This is a genomic window from Alcanivorax sp. P2S70 (assembly GCF_000475295.1).
GTDB lineage: Bacteria > Pseudomonadota > Gammaproteobacteria > Pseudomonadales > Alcanivoracaceae > Alcanivorax > Alcanivorax profundi.
In genome coordinates this window covers 215,569-232,905 of record NZ_AXBZ01000067.1, presented here as the reverse complement: position 1 = coordinate 232,905, position 17,337 = coordinate 215,569, and the positions used below count along the sequence as shown (strand labels likewise).

The 17,337-nt window shown below is 56.9% G+C and carries 14 protein-coding genes; 9 read left to right on the top strand and 5 right to left on the bottom strand.

The genetic code is table 11. The features are described 5' to 3' along the window. The first annotated feature begins 50 nt into the window (after nt 1-50). The 3 genes from Q672_RS32595 to Q672_RS32585 all read left to right on the top strand — a co-directional run bounded on the left by Q672_RS32595 (nt 51) and on the right by Q672_RS32585 (nt 6,160). Nucleotides 51-1,061, top strand: coding sequence for a DUF2066 domain-containing protein (locus Q672_RS32595; protein ID WP_022986736.1), 1,011 nt, complete (start codon nt 51-53; stop codon nt 1,059-1,061). Nucleotides 1,062-1,063: 2 nt separating this feature from the next. Then, nucleotides 1,064-1,759: a DnaA regulatory inactivator Hda gene (gene hda / locus Q672_RS32590; protein ID WP_022986735.1), complete on the top strand. Its 696-nt coding sequence runs from the start codon at nt 1,064-1,066 to the stop codon at nt 1,757-1,759. 192 nt (nt 1,760-1,951) lie between these two features. Then, nucleotides 1,952-6,160 (top strand): choice-of-anchor Q domain-containing protein, encoded by a 4,209-nt coding sequence (locus Q672_RS32585; protein WP_119918221.1) that lies wholly within the window; start codon nt 1,952-1,954, stop codon nt 6,158-6,160. On the opposite strand, the gene Q672_RS32580 is transcribed toward Q672_RS32585, so the two are convergent. After that, the gene (locus Q672_RS32580; RefSeq protein ID WP_022986733.1) at nt 6,137-6,430 is read right to left on the bottom strand and encodes a hypothetical protein; all 294 of its coding nucleotides are present in this window, start codon (nt 6,428-6,430) and stop codon (nt 6,137-6,139) included. The genes Q672_RS32585 and Q672_RS32580 overlap by 24 nt on opposite strands. A 115-nt stretch (nt 6,431-6,545) precedes the next feature. Here Q672_RS32580 and sthA point away from each other — a divergent pair, with 115 nt between their 5' ends. Then, nucleotides 6,546-7,943, top strand: a complete 1,398-nt coding sequence (gene sthA, locus Q672_RS32575) for a Si-specific NAD(P)(+) transhydrogenase (RefSeq protein WP_022986732.1) — start codon at nt 6,546-6,548, stop codon at nt 7,941-7,943. 148 nt (nt 7,944-8,091) lie between these two features. On the opposite strand, the gene smrA is transcribed toward sthA, so the two are convergent. Next, nucleotides 8,092-8,685 (bottom strand): DNA endonuclease SmrA, encoded by a 594-nt coding sequence (smrA, locus tag Q672_RS32570; RefSeq protein WP_022986731.1) that lies wholly within the window; start codon nt 8,683-8,685, stop codon nt 8,092-8,094. A 91-nt stretch (nt 8,686-8,776) separates the two neighbouring features. On the opposite strand from smrA, the gene Q672_RS34180 reads away from it, so the two are divergent. Continuing rightward, nucleotides 8,777-9,100, top strand: a complete 324-nt coding sequence (locus tag Q672_RS34180; RefSeq protein WP_146026860.1) for a hypothetical protein — start codon at nt 8,777-8,779, stop codon at nt 9,098-9,100. A 407-nt stretch (nt 9,101-9,507) separates the two neighbouring features. Here Q672_RS34180 and Q672_RS32560 read toward each other — a convergent pair whose 3' ends face one another. Then, complete coding sequence (locus tag Q672_RS32560; RefSeq protein ID WP_022986728.1) at nt 9,508-10,266, bottom strand: glutathione S-transferase N-terminal domain-containing protein; 759 nt, start codon at nt 10,264-10,266, stop codon at nt 9,508-9,510. Between the two features lie 247 nt (nt 10,267-10,513). Here Q672_RS32560 and Q672_RS32555 point away from each other — a divergent pair, with 247 nt between their 5' ends. Beyond that, complete coding sequence (locus Q672_RS32555) at nt 10,514-11,725, top strand: acetyl-CoA C-acetyltransferase (protein ID WP_022986727.1); 1,212 nt, start codon at nt 10,514-10,516, stop codon at nt 11,723-11,725. Nucleotides 11,726-11,752: 27 nt separating this feature from the next. Then, nucleotides 11,753-13,915, top strand: coding sequence for a 3-hydroxyacyl-CoA dehydrogenase NAD-binding domain-containing protein (locus Q672_RS32550; RefSeq protein WP_022986726.1), 2,163 nt, complete (start codon nt 11,753-11,755; stop codon nt 13,913-13,915). Between the two features lie 129 nt (nt 13,916-14,044). On the opposite strand, the gene Q672_RS32545 is transcribed toward Q672_RS32550, so the two are convergent. Further along, entirely contained in the window at nt 14,045-14,428 is a 384-nt protein-coding gene (locus tag Q672_RS32545; RefSeq protein WP_052017545.1) for a response regulator, read from the bottom strand. A gap of 263 nt (nt 14,429-14,691) precedes the next feature. On the opposite strand from Q672_RS32545, the gene Q672_RS32540 reads away from it, so the two are divergent. Together Q672_RS32540 and purU are read left to right on the top strand one after the other, a co-directional pair. Then, nucleotides 14,692-15,711, top strand: coding sequence for an AraC family transcriptional regulator (locus Q672_RS32540; RefSeq protein WP_022986724.1), 1,020 nt, complete (start codon nt 14,692-14,694; stop codon nt 15,709-15,711). Between the two features lie 17 nt (nt 15,712-15,728). Beyond that, nucleotides 15,729-16,601, top strand: a complete 873-nt coding sequence (purU, locus tag Q672_RS32535) for a formyltetrahydrofolate deformylase (protein WP_022986723.1) — start codon at nt 15,729-15,731, stop codon at nt 16,599-16,601. A 70-nt stretch (nt 16,602-16,671) separates the two neighbouring features. On the opposite strand, the gene Q672_RS32530 is transcribed toward purU, so the two are convergent. Continuing rightward, nucleotides 16,672-17,331 (bottom strand): outer membrane beta-barrel protein, encoded by a 660-nt coding sequence (locus Q672_RS32530; RefSeq protein WP_022986722.1) that lies wholly within the window; start codon nt 17,329-17,331, stop codon nt 16,672-16,674. Nucleotides 17,332-17,337 lie beyond the last annotated feature (6 nt).

The window sequence follows — 17,337 nt, the reverse complement described above, 5'->3', positions numbered from 1 at the left end:
TGAATAGGTGATAATGGCGCGCTTCAAAGAACAGGCTGGATTTCGCACCTATGCGGTTTGACAGATTACGGGTTGTGCTGGCATCGATACTGCTGGCGTTGGCCGCCCCGGCGATGTCCGGGGCGCTGGATACAGTAGATGTGCCGGTTGCGGACCGCAGCGCGGATGCCATGGAGGCTGCGCTCAAGGCTGGGCTGGATGAAGTGCTGGTCAGGTTGAGTGGCTCCCGTGATGTGCTTGATGAGCCTGTCGCGCAGGACGCTGCCGAGCAGCTGGATCGCTGGGTCACCCGTCATGATTATCGCGATAACAGCCTGGTGGCCCATTATGACGTTCAGGGGTTGCTGGGGTTGCTGTCGTCAGCGGGAGTGCCCGTTTGGGGGCTACCGCGTCCCCGTTTGCTGGTCTGGCTGGTCGATCAAGGTGCAGGCAAAGGGGATATGGTCTCCCCTGAGCACCCCCTGTATGCCGAGGTTGAGGCCGAGGCGGCGCGGCGTGGGTTGTCGCTGGTGTTCCCTCAGTGGGATAGCGAGGACAGGAATGCGCTGGCAGTGGCCGATATCCGGGGGCGTTTCGATGACCGGCTTGAACAGGCCTCTGCCCGATATCCTCATGAAATGACTGTGGCCGCGGTGCTATATAGCGGTTCCTCCGCCAAGGTAAGTTGGCGCATCCTCCAGGGTCGCAAGACGCTGGAGCAAGGGCGTCTGGAGGCGGATGATAATTCGGCAGCGGTGGCGAGGTTGGCGGATGAGCTGGCCGATACATTGGCGGGTCGTTTTGCGGTCAAGGGCAATCGTACCGAACAGCGCACGCTACTGACCGTGAACGGTGTCGATAGCCTGTCTGGTTGGCACAGCTTGGATCAAAACCTGAAAGGAATCAGCGGGATGCAGCAGGCCATGCTGATCCAGGTCTCGGATGCCTCGCTGGTCTATGCGTTGGATTTTGCCGCCGACGACAGCCAGCTACGTGACTTGCTGGAGTTATCGTCCAGCCTGCGTCCCTGCCCGGACCCGGCCGTCCCCGGTCCACAGTGGCTGTATTGCTGGCAAGGCTGATCATGCAACAAAGTGGACAACTTCCCCTGGCCCTGCAACTACGGGAAGGGAATGACCTCGAAAACTTTGTGCCAGCAAGCAATGGTGCGGCGCTGCAGGGCGTGCATGAAGTGGTGACAGGCAATGACCGTCAGGCCTTTGTATGGGGGGCGACCGGGCAGGGCAAGAGCCACCTGTTAGAGGGCGCGGTCCGTCTGGCCCAGCAGCAAGGGTTGAGTGCGTGTTTATTGCCAGCCCGGGAGCTCATACCCCTGAGCCCGGAAGTGCTGGAGTCCATGGAGCAGTTCACCCTGCTGGCACTGGATGATGCGGAGCACTTTGCCGGGCAGCCACAGTGGGAAGAGGCGCTTTTCCATCTTTATAACCGTCTGATGGCCAACGGTGGGCGCCTGGTGGTGACCGCCAGCGCTTCACCGGGGGCATTGGGGCTGGCGTTACCGGATCTGGCGACCCGGCTGGCGGCCGGCCCGGTTTACCGACTCCAGGTATTGGAAGAGGAAGGGCTGGAAACCCTGCTGCAGGACAGGGCAAAGGCCAGGGGACTCAAGTTGGAGAGGGATGTGGCCCGTTATGTGGTCACCCGTAGCGAGCGTAGCCCGGCAGCGCTGCTCGCTCTGCTGGAGCGCCTTGACCGACTGGCACTCGCGCAACAACGTTCTGTCACTATTCCCTTTGTCAAGGATGCGCTGGGGTGGTAAAAAGACTCGCTTAACAGATAAACAACAGTTTGCTACCGATATTGACGGTAGCATTGCTCGTGATTACATGGGGTTACATGGCTTCCAGCCCCGCGAGTGGAATGACTATTAGAACAATAATGCCAGGCGTTGAGCCTGCAGGAGAATAGAATGCGCCACCTTGGGCTACGGTATTGCCTTGCTGGCTGCGCCATGATTTTCGCGGCCTCTACCCATGCGACGACCTATGAGATTAACAGTACAGAAGATGCTGAGGTCACGGTTGTTGTGCATGGATCTGGTGAGAATGCTGAGTGGCTGGTGACTACCAGTCTTGCTGATGGGTTCTGTTCGCTGCGGGAAGCGGTTGTTGCCAGTAATTACCAGATTGAAGTCGATGGCTGTGCGGCCGGAACAGCCAGCAATATCATTCGTTTGGAAGAAGAAGAGACCTACTTGCTGACTGAAGGTGAGTTGGTGGTGGGTAACGGCGAACGAATCATTATCACCGAAGATGAGTCCACCTCTCCCTCCACTTTCACCGATACAACAGAACCCCTCCAGGCTCAAATCCGCTTTGAAATGATGCTTGATGCATTTGAAGAACCCGATGGAAAGGTTTTTCCTGTCATTTCTGCTGCACAACAATCCCGACTCTTCAATATCGATCCAGGCGGAGCCATGACTCTTGTCAATGTCGTGCTGGAAGAGGGAGACGCAAGCAGTGACGATGGCAATGGTGGCCTTATTACGGCAAACGGGCCGATTGTGATCAACGAAAATGTGACCTTCCAGCGTGGACGTGCGACTAACGGTGGTGCGCTATATCTGAAAGAGGGCTCCGGTGTGGCTTTCCTTAACGGCGCCCGATTTGAAGACAATGTTGCCACGGGAGTCGGAAGTGTTATCGCCACAGATGATACTTTTGTGAGCTCTGTAATTGGCTATTCCTTTTACATGGCGGGAAACAGTGCACAGGGCGGAGCAGACGCAGCACTCATCCATATTGATGGTGATGAGGATTCGCGGGTGGGGCTTGAGCTGATTAACGGCACCATGACTGACAATACTGGCGGTGCGATCAATGTTGTCACTGATAACTACACCGCCATCCTTTCCAACATGACCATTGCTTTCAATGATGGTGTCGCCCTGACGTTGGCTGAAACCGCGTTTGATGATCCAGCCAACGCTGAAGTAACGGACCATATTCTGCATACGGTAATGGTCGGCAATGACGGAGGGGCTTGTGCAGGGGCGGGTCTGGATGGCTCGGCTAACCCCGATGCTGCAGCACGCCTTCTTTTCACGATTACGGATGACTCCTCTTGTCCTCTGCCAGAAGAACAGACTGAAGGAACCCCCGTAACCAATGATCCAAACGGTGCCACTGCCGATGTCTTCCTGGGGGAAGGTCGACGGGCTTGCGGACATGTTGATTTCGGTGGTGAGCAGACCGGGGCGGGTGCCTGCCCTCCCATGACGGCGGAGGCGCTGGGTGGGCCATATCCAGGCTTTCTGCCCAATCCCGAGCCGAGTGCTGTAATTGGTGGGGATCCCATGGCGCCAAGCCTGTTCGATCGGGGGTTCCCGGAAAACGTGGCTTCGGTGGATCAGTGTGAAACCAGCGATAATCGTGGAAACGCACGAGGTGGTGCAGGTGGGCGTTGTGATATTGGTTCCATCGAGTATCTGAGGGCACAGGCAATCGCTGACGAAATTGACCTGATCAGCGGCAAAAGCGTGTTGGCGGATGTGATTGCCAATGATCTCAACGACACCACCATTGACTGTGCACGTGTGTCGGCACCGGATGAGTGCTTGACGGTAGTGATTCAGCCGGAGCGAGGTTCTGCAACGGTTGAGGTAGACGGAGACGGTTATCCAAGAATCCGATACCGCCCAGCCAGTCGTTTTCAGGGTGTAGACCAATTGCGTTATGAAGTTCACCGGGATGCCTTTTTCGGCGGTACAGACATTGGCACCAATCAGAGTGAAATTGCGAACCTTGTTGCTGAGCCAGCCAGTGGCCTTACCGAATCCAAAAGTATTGGCGCGCAGGGAGGCTTGATGCTGCTGTTACTTGCGGTTGCCGGGATGATCCGACGATTCCCCAAACTGTTGCCCGGCCTTTTGCTGGTGGCTGCTGCACCAGCGATGGCGGTAGATATCACCGTCAATTCGCTCAGAGATGATGTGGTTCCGATCAAGAATGACGGATTGTGCACCTTGCGAGAGGCCTTGGAGAATGCTTCCGGCGCGGGTAGCCCGGATTGTGCCTACGGTGGACAATCTGAAGACCGTATCCTGCTTCCTGCTGGCGAGATCAATCTGCAGTCGACCCTGATTATTGAGGGGGGGAGTGTGGTGATTGAGGGTAAGGGGGTCCAGGATGAGGATGCCGGTGATGACGAGGAAACACAGACAAGAATTCTTGGGAATAACACTTTTCGTCTGTTCGAGGCGCAAGCTCCACAGAATAGTGGGCAGCCAGGGGTGACTTTCCGGTATCTGACTCTGGAAAGGGGCGCGGCTACCGATAATGGGCAGCAGAACTCCGGTGCTGGCGGGGTAATCATCACCGGCGGATCAGTGATCTTTGACCGGGTTGCGATACTCGACAATCATGCAGATACCGTGGGCGGAGTTGCTTTTGTCCGTACCAATGCGGGTAACAAGAAACTGATTAGTTTTAATAGAGCCTACGTTCGCGGCAATACGGCGGGCATCTCCGGAGGTGTCTTGTCGACTACCCCACTGAGCAAAGAAGTTGTTGAAGTGGCGATGGTTGACAGTACCTTTGAGAACAATTCCGCAGCGGTTGAGGGTGGTGTCATTGATGCGAATATTGCTGCCGGGCAATTGGCGGTGAGCAACAGTACCTATGTGTCCAATAGTGCTCCGGAAGGCGCTGCGATGGACCTTTCTGACATGATTATCAACGCGACCATCGCTAACAGCACCTTCCTGAACAATGCGGGCGGTGGTAATGGCATTGAACTAGGAAATGCCGATATCCGGCTGCAGCTGGGGAATTCAATCTACTTTGGCAGCGGAGATGCCTGTAGCACGGACACGACAGATCCTACGCCCCTTTATACTAGTCACTACAACGCGTTTTCCGGTGCAGCCTGCGCAGCAGATACGGAAAGTGACAACCAATCCGGAGTAGGGACGACAGCGTTGTCCTCAAGTTTGACGGCGGCAGAAGGCAGTGCCGTAGATTATGTGCCGCCATACCTGGCCATGTCAGATGCTGCCAATGACATTATTCTGGTTGACAAGGGTAACGACGAGGACGCTTTGCAGTCAGGTACTGCGCAGCCTAAAAGCTGTCGAACCACCGACCTCAGAGGGATTTCACGAACGTCAGGTGACGGATGTGACATAGGTGCATTTGAGTACCAGCAAATCACAGCAGGTGATGATGAGGCCACTAATCGAGCCTTGCCGGATCGACGTGCTGCCATTGATATCCTGGAGAATGACCTCGCCAGCGATGGTGCAGAAATTGTGTATCTGGAAGAGCTTGATCCCAGAGTTTTCAAGTCAGGGGTTTTCTGGTTCGAGCATGCGGAGTTGGATAACAATGATCCCCCTGTGTATCAAGGCACTGGTTTCATGTATGAGCAGGATGCTGATGATCCGACCTTGTTTGTCCTTGATACGGCAGGTACAGCAAGTGAGGCGGTCAATGGTGCCTCAATTCAGTTCGTTTGGCTTTATTACAATGAAAACCGTACAGGCTATGACCTGAAATGTGGAGATCCGATCTCTCAGGATGTTATCGATGCCAATCCAGATCTGCTGGAGGATGGTGATGTCGCTGACGAGTGCATTGTGTTGTTTACGCCAGCCAATACCGAAGTCTTCAATGAAGGTGTTTGCCAGGCAGAAGCGGATGAGCCTGTTGTGACGGCATTCCTTTATGGGTTTGAAGACAGCGAAGGCCAGATGGTTCAGGCAGGAGAGGAAGCCACCGTTGAAGTGACGATTACGGACAAGGCACCTATCCTCGAGGGCAAGTCAGTAGTCAACAAGCGCGGAAACAAGGTCGTGTTCAAGCTTAGCGCATATGATCCCGATGATCCTGATGCCGAATTCGACTGGAGCAAGTACTTTATTCATGTTCGTACTGAACCATCGTTTGCCAAAGAGGATGAATACGGTAGTGCTATCGACAAGGGTTTGATCATTGATCAGGAGACTGGCACGGTGACTTACCTTCCGGACAGTAACCTTAGCCCGTTCAAGGATTCTTTCTCGCTTGAGGTGGAGGATGTGCTCTGTGACACCACTTCAACAGCGGCGACTTTCACGATCAGTTACCCGAGTGAGTCGGCCTCTGGCGGAGGAGGGAGTGCCGGGGCACTGCTGCTCGGTGCAATACTGTTGCTGTTACGCCGCCGGTTTGCGGCGTAACAGGGTTCGTTTGATCAGCTCCCACACCAATGCGCCCAGTATCATGCTGAGCAGCAACATAAACAGCTTGGGTATGTCTGCCAGTGTCCAGAACAGGATGTCGATACTGGTGGGCTCCAGGTTCTGGAACACCACAATGACCAGCAGCACCAGCCCCAACAGTTGCAGCGCGCCAAGGGGATGAGCCAGCAGCCATTGTCCGGATTTCTTGCCGCCCCGGGCCAGGGCGGAGGACTTCTTGCCTGTGTTATCGAGCTTGTGATCATCCATGGCGGACTCCTTTCATTGCTGTGTGCTTTTTCCTTCTCCTTCTCACCATAGTCCAACTCGTCGCCAGCGTGCCAGCCCTCTATACTTGTTGATCTGTAGACAAGCGGAGGTATGAATGGATATCAGTGCGGGATGGGATCTTGTTGTAATTGGCAGTGGCCCGGCAGGTGAAGCGGCGGCCATGCAGGCGGCCAAGAAAGACCTTCGCGTTGCCATTGTGGAAGATCAGCCCTCGCTGGGTGGAAACTGCACTCACTGGGGCACCATTCCCTCCAAGGCGCTGCGGCATCAGGTCCGCCAGGTAATCCGCACCCAGCGCAACCCCCTGTTGCGCGGCATCATCAACCCGCGGGAAATTCGTTGGCAGGATCTGATCGCCCGTACCCGCGAGGTCATCGATTCCCAGGTCAAGGTACGTACTGACTTCTATATCCGAAACCGGGTGACGGTGTTCGGCGGGCGTGGACGCCTGATCAGTCCTAATGAAGTACAGGTGGATGACAGGGAAGGGCGTCAGCATCTGCTCAAAACCCGCAATGTCCTCATTGCTACAGGCTCACGGCCATATCACCCTGAGGATGTGGATTTTGACCACCCAAGGGTTTACGACTCCGATACGGTCCTGACCATGGATCACACCCCGCGTCATCTGATCATTTACGGTGCGGGGGTGATTGGTTCCGAGTATGCCTGCATTTTTACCGGCCTGGGGATCCGGGTTGATCTGGTGAACTCCCGTGAGCATTTGCTGGATTTTCTGGATACGGAAATTTCAGATGCGCTCAGTTACCACCTTCGCGAACAGGGGTGCACCATCCGCCAGGGTGAGCAGTACAAGCGAGTGATGGCGGATGGCGATGGCGTGACCCTGGAGCTGGAATCGGGCAAGAAGCTGCGTGCGGATGCGCTGCTGTGGTGTAACGGTCGCTCCGGGAATACTGCGAATCTGGGGCTGGAAGAGGTGGGGCTCAAGGCGAATAGCCGCGGCCAGCTCAGTGTCGACGAGCGCTACCAGACAGCACTGGAGAACATCTACGCCGTCGGCGATGTGGTGGGCTGGCCCTCACTGGCCAGTGCCTCCTACGATCAGGGGCGTTTCTGTGCGGCTGCCATCGCCGGGGATGAGATCAAACAGGTCAAGGATGTCCCTACCGGCATCTACACCATCCCGGGCATCAGCAGTGTGGGGCAGACCGAACAGGAGCTCACCGAAGCCAGAATTCCCTACGAAGTGGGGCAGGCGTTTTTCCGTAATCTGGCGAGAGCCCAGATCACAGGTGAGCGGGTCGGGATGCTGAAAATTCTCTTTCACCGTGAGACATTGGAAATCCTCGGAATTCACTGCTTCGGCTACCAGGCCATGGAAATCGTCCACGTAGGCCAGGCGATCATGCGCCAGCCCGGCGAGCAGAACACCCTGGAATACTTCATCGATACCACCTTCAACTACCCGACCATGGCGGAAGCATATCGGGTGGCGGCGATTAATGGGATTAATCGGATACGGCGGTGATTTCAGTTAACAGTTAACAGTGAATAGTGAACAGCGCGCGTAAGCGCCTTGTTTTGATCTGAAACGTATGAGGCCGCGCCCAAACCATGAGCGCGGCCTCATACGTTTCAAAACCCAAAAACTCAATCGCGTCGCTGTTAACTGTTCACTATCGATTGTTCTTCCCCGCCTCCATAAAAAACTCCCGATTACGCTGCCTCGCCTGGCCATTTTTGCGGACCAGAACGTAGGTGGCGCCGGTGCCGCCGCGGTTGGCGGGGGCGGTGTGGTAGGCGAGGACCAGGTGGCTTTCCTGTAGCCAGTGCATCACGTAGCTCTTGAGAAAGCCGGGGCGCTCGCTGTGCAGGCCCTTGCCATGGCTGATCAGGACAGTACGCTGGTTTTGTTCATGGGCCCGGCTGAGGAACTCATGGACCAGGGTGCGGGCTGCCATCAGCTTGACCCGATGCAGATCCAGCACGTCCTGGGCGTCATATTTGCCCAGCCGCAGTTTGCGGTACACCCCTTCCTGCACGCCATCCTTCTTGACCCCGATGATGTCCAGCGGGCCCACCTGCTCAACGTGCTCGGGCACGGTCAGGGGGTTGTTGTCCTGCTTGCCTTCTGTCACTGCAGAGGCACGGCGCAGTTGTTCGCGAATGCTGTCCTGGCGTCGCGGGCTGGCGTCATGATTGCGCCCGTCAGGCTTGATGGGGGTCACATCGGCCATTTCCTGGCGAAACAGGTCGTCGTCGCTGTTCATGTGCGGCCTCCAGCATGTTTGCACTGTTTTACTTGCATGGTACCCAATGCCGGCAGAAACTGGGAGTGAGGGTCCGCTCTGAGGTGATGATATGGAACGCCGACGATTCAGAAGACCGCGCCTGAGTCTCAATGTTCAGGCTTGCAGTAACGACCATGCTGTTGGGCATGTGCTGAACCTCACCGATGAAGGGGTGTGCCTGACAGGCCGTGGAGCCCCTCCTGCCGAACCGTTTCCTCTCAAATTCGAGCTTCCTCTGCCTGTGTATGGTCAGAGGGAAATCCATGTGCTGGCAGAGCCACGCTGGCACGATTACCTGTCCAATGGTCATTGGCGGGGAGGGTTTTATCTGCAGGCTGATAATGATGCGATAGCGCTATTAACCACGCTGGCAGGGCGATACGGCGACCGCTGATCTCGGTTGATCAACAGGTTCCCGAATTTCAGAAAAACCCGTAGCGGGCAGGCCAGCATGGCTGACCTGCCTGTGCCCCCACTCATTCTGAGCGGGGATTCACCATCAGAGGTGACTCGTCAGGCCGAGACCTTACTGCGGCCGTGAGTCGCGGGTTTCTCGCGACTCATTGTTCTCCTCTGAATTGTGCCGATGGCGTTTTGCGTCGCGTTTGCGGCGTTCACGATCAGCACGTTTGTGTTCTTCTTCCCATTCATCGGGCTCATAGTCATCAAAGTGTCGACGACCCATCTTGCTGCTCTCTTTCCAGCGGGTGAGTGGAGGGTTCCTGCGGATATATAGCACTAAAACGGGGAAGGGAGAAGGGCCCGGCACACCTTTGTATTCATGTGCCGGGTGAGAGCCGACTAGCGTGCGTAGGTCCGGTCCAGATAGGCCAGAATATCTGCCGATTCATATAGTGCCGTCCCGGTATTGGGATCCACCAGATAGGGGACGGCAATACGGCCGGTTTTTTCCATCAGGGTCACCCGATTACGCTGGGTCGGCTGGTAATCGGGGGCCAGGCGTTTGCGCACGGGCGGAAGCACCCAGTCCTGCCATTGGTCGCGGCCACACTGTCGCAGCAGGTAGGGCAGCTGCAGTTCGGTGAGGCGTTCGCGCACCAGGCGTGCAAACGGGCTGGCCTCGAAGGAATACAGCTCCAGCGGTTGTTCCGGTGCGCGAGATTCCATCAGGTGCAGACCATGACGGGCGCGGGGCAGGGAAGCGGCGGTGGCCGCGGCGGTACGCAAGCTGCGTACCAGCCAGCGCTGCGGTGCGGGCCGACCGCCGTACTCGTTGTAGAGGTACTCAATGATATCGGCAGACTCGTACAGGGCGGCGCCCGTGTTGGGATCCATCAGGTAGGGAAACTGCTGTTTGCCGCCCAGGCGCTCCACCAACGGCCGGTAACGGTCGCCGCCTTTGGGGCAGGGGAATACCATCACATCCAGATCCAGATCCGTGAGGGCCTCACGGACCAGGCGACAGAAGGGACAGCCTTCCATTTCATACAGTTCCAGCGACTCGGCGGGAGTCTTGCTGTGGCCGCGGGTGGCAATGCCGCGGCCCTGCTGCAGGGCTGAGGAGGTCAGCGATTGCAGCACATCCAGGGTATGGGACATGTTCGTGCTCCTGTTTACGATGACCGCACCATAGCAGTTCCCCGGCGGCGGGCAATGGCTGCACAGACAGGGCCAATCTGTTTGCCCTTTCCGCTCAAGTCGCTTGTTAACTCATGTCATTGAGTGACGGGGCCGGGGCAGGCACTCTTACCGTCTTTCTATCGTGGGCAGGAAGCCTGTTTTCGCACTGCCCTTCATAACCCGTCAGCAGATCGCTGACATCTGCCTGAGGCAAGAGGAAGGTTCCATGACCGAAGCCTATATCTACGACGCGATTCGTACGCCCCGAGGCCGGGGCAAGAAGGACGGCTCGCTGCATACCGTGAAGCCGATCACCCTGGTTGTTGGCTTGATTAACGAACTGAAGGCCCGCTTCCCGAACATGGACCCGGCGATGATCGATGACATCGTCATGGGTATCGTGTCCCCGCTGGGCGATCAGGGCGGTGTGCTGCCCAAGATTGCGGCCCTGGCTGCCGGTCTGCCGGAAACCGTATCCGGTCTGCAGATCAACCGTTTCTGCGCCTCTGGCCTGGAAGCGGTAAATCTGGGTGCCATGAAAGTGCGCTCCGGTTTCGAAGACCTGGTACTGGCCGGCGGTGTAGAAGTCATGAGCCGTGTGCCCATGGGCTCTGACGGTACGCCCTGGGCGCTGGACCCGGAAACCAACTACGACACGGGCTTTATCCCGCAGGGCATCGGTGCTGACCTGATCGCGACCGTGGAAGGTTTCACCCGTAAGGACGTGGATGAGTACGCCGCCAATTCGCAGGCCCGTGCAGCCAACGCCTGGGACAAGGGTTACTTCGCCAAGTCCGTGGTGCCGGTTAAAGACATGAACGGGCTGGTGGTTCTGGACCGTGACGAGCACGTTCGCGCCGGCACCACCGCCGAAGCGCTGGGTAACCTGAACCCGTCTTTCGCCATGATGGGCGAAATGGGCGGTTTCGATGCTGTGGCACTGCAGAAGTACCACTGGCTGGAAGAGATCAACCACGTTCACACCCCGGGCAACTCCTCCGGCATCGTGGACGGTGCAACCCTGTTGCTGATGGGCAACAAGGACGCCGGTGACAAGATCGGTGCCAAGCCCCGTGGCCGCATCGTTGCCACCGCTGTGAGCGGTGCGGATCCGACCATCATGCTGACTGGCCCGGCACCGGCGGCCCGCAAGGCCCTGGCCAAGGCCGGCATGACCGCCGACCAGATTGACCTGTGGGAAATCAACGAAGCATTCGCTTCCGTGGCCATGCGCTTCATGAAAGACATGGGCATCAGCTATGACATCACCAACGTGAACGGTGGTGCCATCGCCATGGGTCACCCGCTGGGCGCCACCGGTGCCATGATCGTCGGCACTGTGCTGGACGAGCTTGAGCGTCGCGACCAGAAATTCGGCCTCTGTACCCTGTGTGTGGGTGCAGGTATGGGTATCGCCACCATTGTTGAGCGCCTGTAAGCGGCCACCGGAATTGGAGATATTGAAATGACTGAATCGACTATTCGCTGGGAAAAGGGCGCGGATAACATTGTTACCCTGACCCTGGACGATCCGCAGCAGTCTGCGAATACCATGAATGACCGCTACACCAAGTCCATGCACGACACGGTGGAGCGTCTGGAAAAAGAAAAAGCCGACATTGCCGGCGTTATCATCACCTCTGCCAAGAAAACCTTCTTCGCCGGTGGCGACCTGCGTGACCTGATCAAGGTCAAGCCGGAAAATGCCCAGGAAATGGCGGATGGCGGCAAGTTGCTCAAAGGCGATCTGCGCAAGCTGGAGACCCTGGGTATTCCGGTGGTGTGTGCCCTCAACGGTACCGCGCTGGGTGGTGGTCTGGAAATTGCCCTGTCCTGTCATCGCCGTGTTGCCCTGAACAACCCGAAAGCCCAGTTTGGTCTGCCGGAAGTGTCTCTGGGCCTGCTGCCGGGCGCCGGCGGTATCGTGCGTACCGTGCGTATGCTGGGTATCCAGAACGCGCTGATGAACGTGCTGATGCAGGGTCAGCGTATGAAGGTCGACAAGGCCCTCAAGGTTGGCATCATCGATGAAGTGGTCGACTCTGAAGAAGAGATGATTGCCAAGGCCAAGGAATTCATCCTGGCCAACCCGAAGTGCCAGCAGCCCTGGGACGAAAAAGGCTACAAGATCCCTGGCGGTACCCCGTCCACCCCGAAGTTTGCTGCCAACCTGCCGGCCTTCCCGGCTAACCTGCGCAAGCAGCTGAAAGGCGCCAACTACCCGGCACCGAAGAACATCATGGCGGCGGCTGTCGAGTCTGCCCAGGTAGACGTGGACAACGCCTTCAAGATTGAAGAGCGCTACTTCATTGATCTGGTGACCGGTCAGGTTGCCAAGAACATGATCAACGCCTTCTTCTTCAACCTGCAGGCCATCAACGGTGGCGCCAGCCGTCCGAAAGATGTGCCGAAGTTCACCGCCAAGAAAGTCGGTGTACTGGGTGCGGGCATGATGGGTGCCGGTATTGCCTACGTGACCGCCATGACCGGTTCCGAAGTGGTACTGAAAGACATCTCCGTCGAGAATGCCGAGAAGGGCAAGGACTACTCCCGCAAGCTGCTGGACAAGGCCATCTCTCGCGGCAAGATGACCGAAGAGAAGAAAGAGCAGGTGCTGTCCCTGATCACCGCGACTGCCGATGCCAAGGATCTGGAAGGCGTGGACTTTGTTATCGAAGCCGTGTTCGAAAGCACCGAGCTGAAGCACAAGGTATTCCAGGAAATCGAAGACGTGGTACTGCCCGACGCGGTACTGGGTTCCAACACGTCCTCCCTGCCGATCACGGGTCTGGCCAAAGGCGTGAAGAAACAGGATAACTTCATCGGTATCCACTTCTTCAGCCCGGTAGACAAGATGCCGCTGGTGGAAATCATCTGCGGTAAGGACACCTCTCCGGAAGTGCTGGCCAAGACCTACGATTACTGTCTGCAGATCCGCAAGACCCCGATCGTGGTCAACGATGCGCGCGGCTTCTTCACCACCCGTGTCATCGGCACTTTCGCCAACGAAGGTATCGCCATGCTGGGCGAAGGCGTTTCTGCCGCGTCCGTAGAGCAGGCAGCCCAGCAGGCTGGCTACCCGGTAGGTACCCTGAAGCTGATCGACGAAATCAACATGGGCACCGCCCTGAAGATTTCCAAGGCAGCGGAAGACGATGCCAAGCGTGATGGCACTCCGCCGCCGCCGCATCACCCGGCTGGTGACGTCATGAAGAAGATGGTTGAAGAGCTGGATCGTCCTGGCAAGCTGCAGGGCAAGGGCTTCTACGACTATCCGGAAGGTGGCAAGGCCAAACTGTGGCCGGGTCTGAAGGATGCCTTCGGTGACTCCACCGAGATTCCGATGGAGGACATGAAAGAGCGTATGCTGTTCATCGAAGCCATGGAAGCAGTGAAGTGCTTCGAAGAAGGCGTTATCGAGTCTGTCGCCGATGCCAACATCGGTTCCATCTTCGGTATCGGCTTCCCGGGCTGGACCGGTGGTGTGATCCAGTACATCAACCAGTACGAGGGTGGTCTGAAGGGCTTCGTTACCCGCGCCCAGGAACTGGCCGCCAAGTACGGTGACCGCTTCAATCCGCCGGCATTGCTGGTCGAGAAAGCCGAGAAGGGCGAGATCTTCGAGTAAGCTCTCTCCAGTCATAAAAAAACCCGGCTTCGGCCGGGTTTTTTTATGGGGGAGTGCAGTGCAGGGGCTAGAGCACTCCGTTGTTGCCAGGTTGTCGATTGGCTTTGCGCAGGCAGGCCGTCAGCGAGCTTATGCGATTGCGTGGCTGGCGTGAGGTGAATCCGGCATCATGCTTTGGAGCCAGCGACGAAGTTCGCTGGGTTTTAGGGGCTTGGGGAGCAATATATCTCCACCGGCGTCGAGACATTGCTGTCGATACGCTTCGCTGCTGTTACCGGAAATAAACAGTATCGGCAGGGTAGGTGCCTGGTTGCGGACCTCTCTTGCCACGGTAAATCCATCCAGAATCGGCAGCTCCACATCCGCCACAAGCATGTCTACCTCGCGCTGCTGAAAGAGACGCAGGGCAGCCTCACCGTCGGCGGCCAGGACATAGTCATGGCCCATTTCCTCGATGATACGGCAGATGATAAGACTGACGGCTTTATTGTCTTCAACAACCAGAATTTGCATACCTGATTTGTAGCCCAAGCCCGCACGGGAAACAAGGGCAAGGCGCTTCTTTGACACGCAAGAGTGTGACAAGGTGCGACAGGCGGCAATTCTGACTGCTGGAAATTGATATAATTGGTCCGTTAAGCCCTTACGGGGGTAAAACCGTGTCAATTAGCTGCAGTTTCTTTATTATTGGCGTTCCACGGCCCCAACGGGCCACAGCAGCCCGGCTGACAATAATGCTGAACGGGTGGATCAGACGGTAAGAGGATAGCTGGTCGATGTACCATCGCAGAACGATCAATATCAATCGAGTGGTCAAACTGCTTCAGGGGGCAGCACGTTCCGGGGCCAGTATTCCGGAGCTTCTCGACAAGTGCGGTATACACCGCCAGTTGCTTGAAGACCCGGATGCCACTATCGAGCGTGATACATTCATCAAGATGATGCTCTTGATCATGGAGCAGACACAGGATGAGTTCCTGGGTTTTGGTCAGGGCCGCAAGTCAAAGCCTGGCACTTTTTCCATGATGGCCCATGCCGTGATTAATTGTCCGAATCTCGGGGCGGCGGTTGAGCGGGGGCTGCGCTTTTATGACCTGTTCGAATTGAGTTCATTTTTGAGTCTGGAAACAGGTGAAGATACGGCCAGGCTGGTCGTCCGTACGGATCCTCGACTGGATTTCCGTGAGGTGATCATTGAGGCCTCCCTGTTCATCTGGCTGCGTTTCATGAGCTGGTTGGTGGGCAAGGCGATCGAGCCACAGGAAGTGAAACTGGACTACTCGGACAGTAAAAATGATGAGGAGCACCGTTTCCTCTTCGATTGCCCCATCGTCTACGGCGCCGATGAGAACGCCGTGAGTTTCAAGGCCGAGTTTCTGGAATTGCCGCTGGTACAGAACGAGCTGTCGCTGTCCAAGTTTCTCAAGGACTCCCTGGCACAACTGTTTGACGGTAACATCCACAATGTGGGGCTACCCGCCCAGATTCGTGCCATCATTTCCAACGAATACGGTAACAGCTTCCCGGATTTCACCGAGATCTGCGGCAAGCTGAACATGACGCCACAGACTCTGCGTCGTCGCCTCAAGGAAGCCAATACCAGCTACCAGGAAATCAAGGACTCGATCCGCAAGGATGCTTCCGTGTACTACCTGTCAAAGCCGGAACTCAGCATCGACGAAATTGCCTTGCTGATGGGCTTCAGCGAAGCCAGCTCCTTCCATCGTGCCTTCAAGAAGTGGACAGGTAAAACGCCGTCCAGTTTCCGTAAAGAGCACTTCGGCGTGACGCAGTAGCCTAACCAGGACCCGAAATGATCGACAACGACGCCACCACGGCGCGCCTGCTGGTGACCTGCCCGGACAAACCGGGCATCATCAGCGCGGTAAGCACTTTCCTGTTCAATCACGGTGCCAACATCACCGATTTCGATCAGCACTCCAGTGATGCCCATGGCGGCACATTTTTCCTGCGACTGGAATTCCAGACCCCGGATCTGGACTGTTCCCGCGATGCTCTGCGAAACAACTTCGCCACGCGCGTGGCGGAACCGTACGGTATGCAGTGGCAGATCAGCTATGCCAGCGAGAAGAAGCGCATGGCGGTGCTGGTATCCCGTCATGATCATGTGCTTATGGATCTGCTGTGGCGGACCTCCCGGGGAGATCTGCCCGCCACCATTCCGATGGTGATCAGCAATCATGATGACCTGCGTGATGAGGTCGAGCGGTTCGGTATCGAGTATCACCATATTCCGGTGACGGCAGACAACAAGGCGGAAGCGGAAGCCGAAGCACTGCGGTTGCTGGAGGGCAGGGTGGACGTGGTGGTCCTGGCTCGCTACATGCAGATTCTCAGCCCGGATTTCGTGTCCAATTACCCCCATCGGGTGATTAATATCCACCATTCCTTCCTGCCGGCCTTTGTCGGCGCGAATCCTTATCAGCAAGCCCACGACAAGGGGGTGAAGCTGATCGGCGCAACCAGTCACTACGTGACCGCAGATCTGGATCAGGGACCGATTATCGAGCAGAACGTGCAGCGGGTCAGCCACCGCCATTCTGCGGCAGAGCTCAAGTCGCTGGGTCAGGACGTGGAGCGTCAGGTGATGCTGCGGGCGGTGCGTTGGCACCTTGAAGACCGGGTCATCGTGGACGGCAACAAGACGGTGGTGTTTGTGAAATAGAGGCGGGTAGGGCTATGACACGGCGCTGAAGCTCTGCAGGCAAAGCTTCAGCGGCGCTGTCACTGGATACTCAGTTTGTGAATCGAAGCCCGATACCGAGGGTGCCGTAAGTTTCGGATTCCAGGCTGGTGTACTGGTATTCGGCGGTAAGAGCAAGTTTGTCGAGCAGAGGTACCGCGACCCCTGCGGTAATGAAGGGGGCGATACCGCTTTGGTTGTCGCTTTGCGGGGCGTCATCAACGATGCTTACTGTCGCGCCGCCGCCATCCAGCAACACTCGGCGTTGATCATCTTCCAGCTTGAAATCGTAAAGGTAGCCCCCTCCTTTCACGTAGAGCCAGTAAGGGCTTTGCCACACGGCCGCCAGAGTGAAGCCGTTCAGTTTCAGCGAGGTTTCTTCTTCGACCCTGACACTGCTGGCCCCGGCCCCTTGCTCTGAGGTAGTAGGGGATCGGGTGAACATGCTGTCCTCCCGCACCTCGCTTTGGCTGATAAAGCCAGCTTCCAGACCAAAGCGACTATTTTTGCCCAGCTCTACACTGTTCAGCCACATGCCAATATTGATGTTCAGCCCATCCGCGGTGTCAAAGCCATAGGGATCCATGTCTGCCCGGATCATCTGGGCTTCGGCGTAGAAATCCACGTCCGGCGGTGCCAGCTCTTCTTCGGCGTGCAGGGGGGCAATCAGGGCGCCGGTCAGCGCCGCGGTCAGCGGGAGTGTTGTTTTCATTATTGA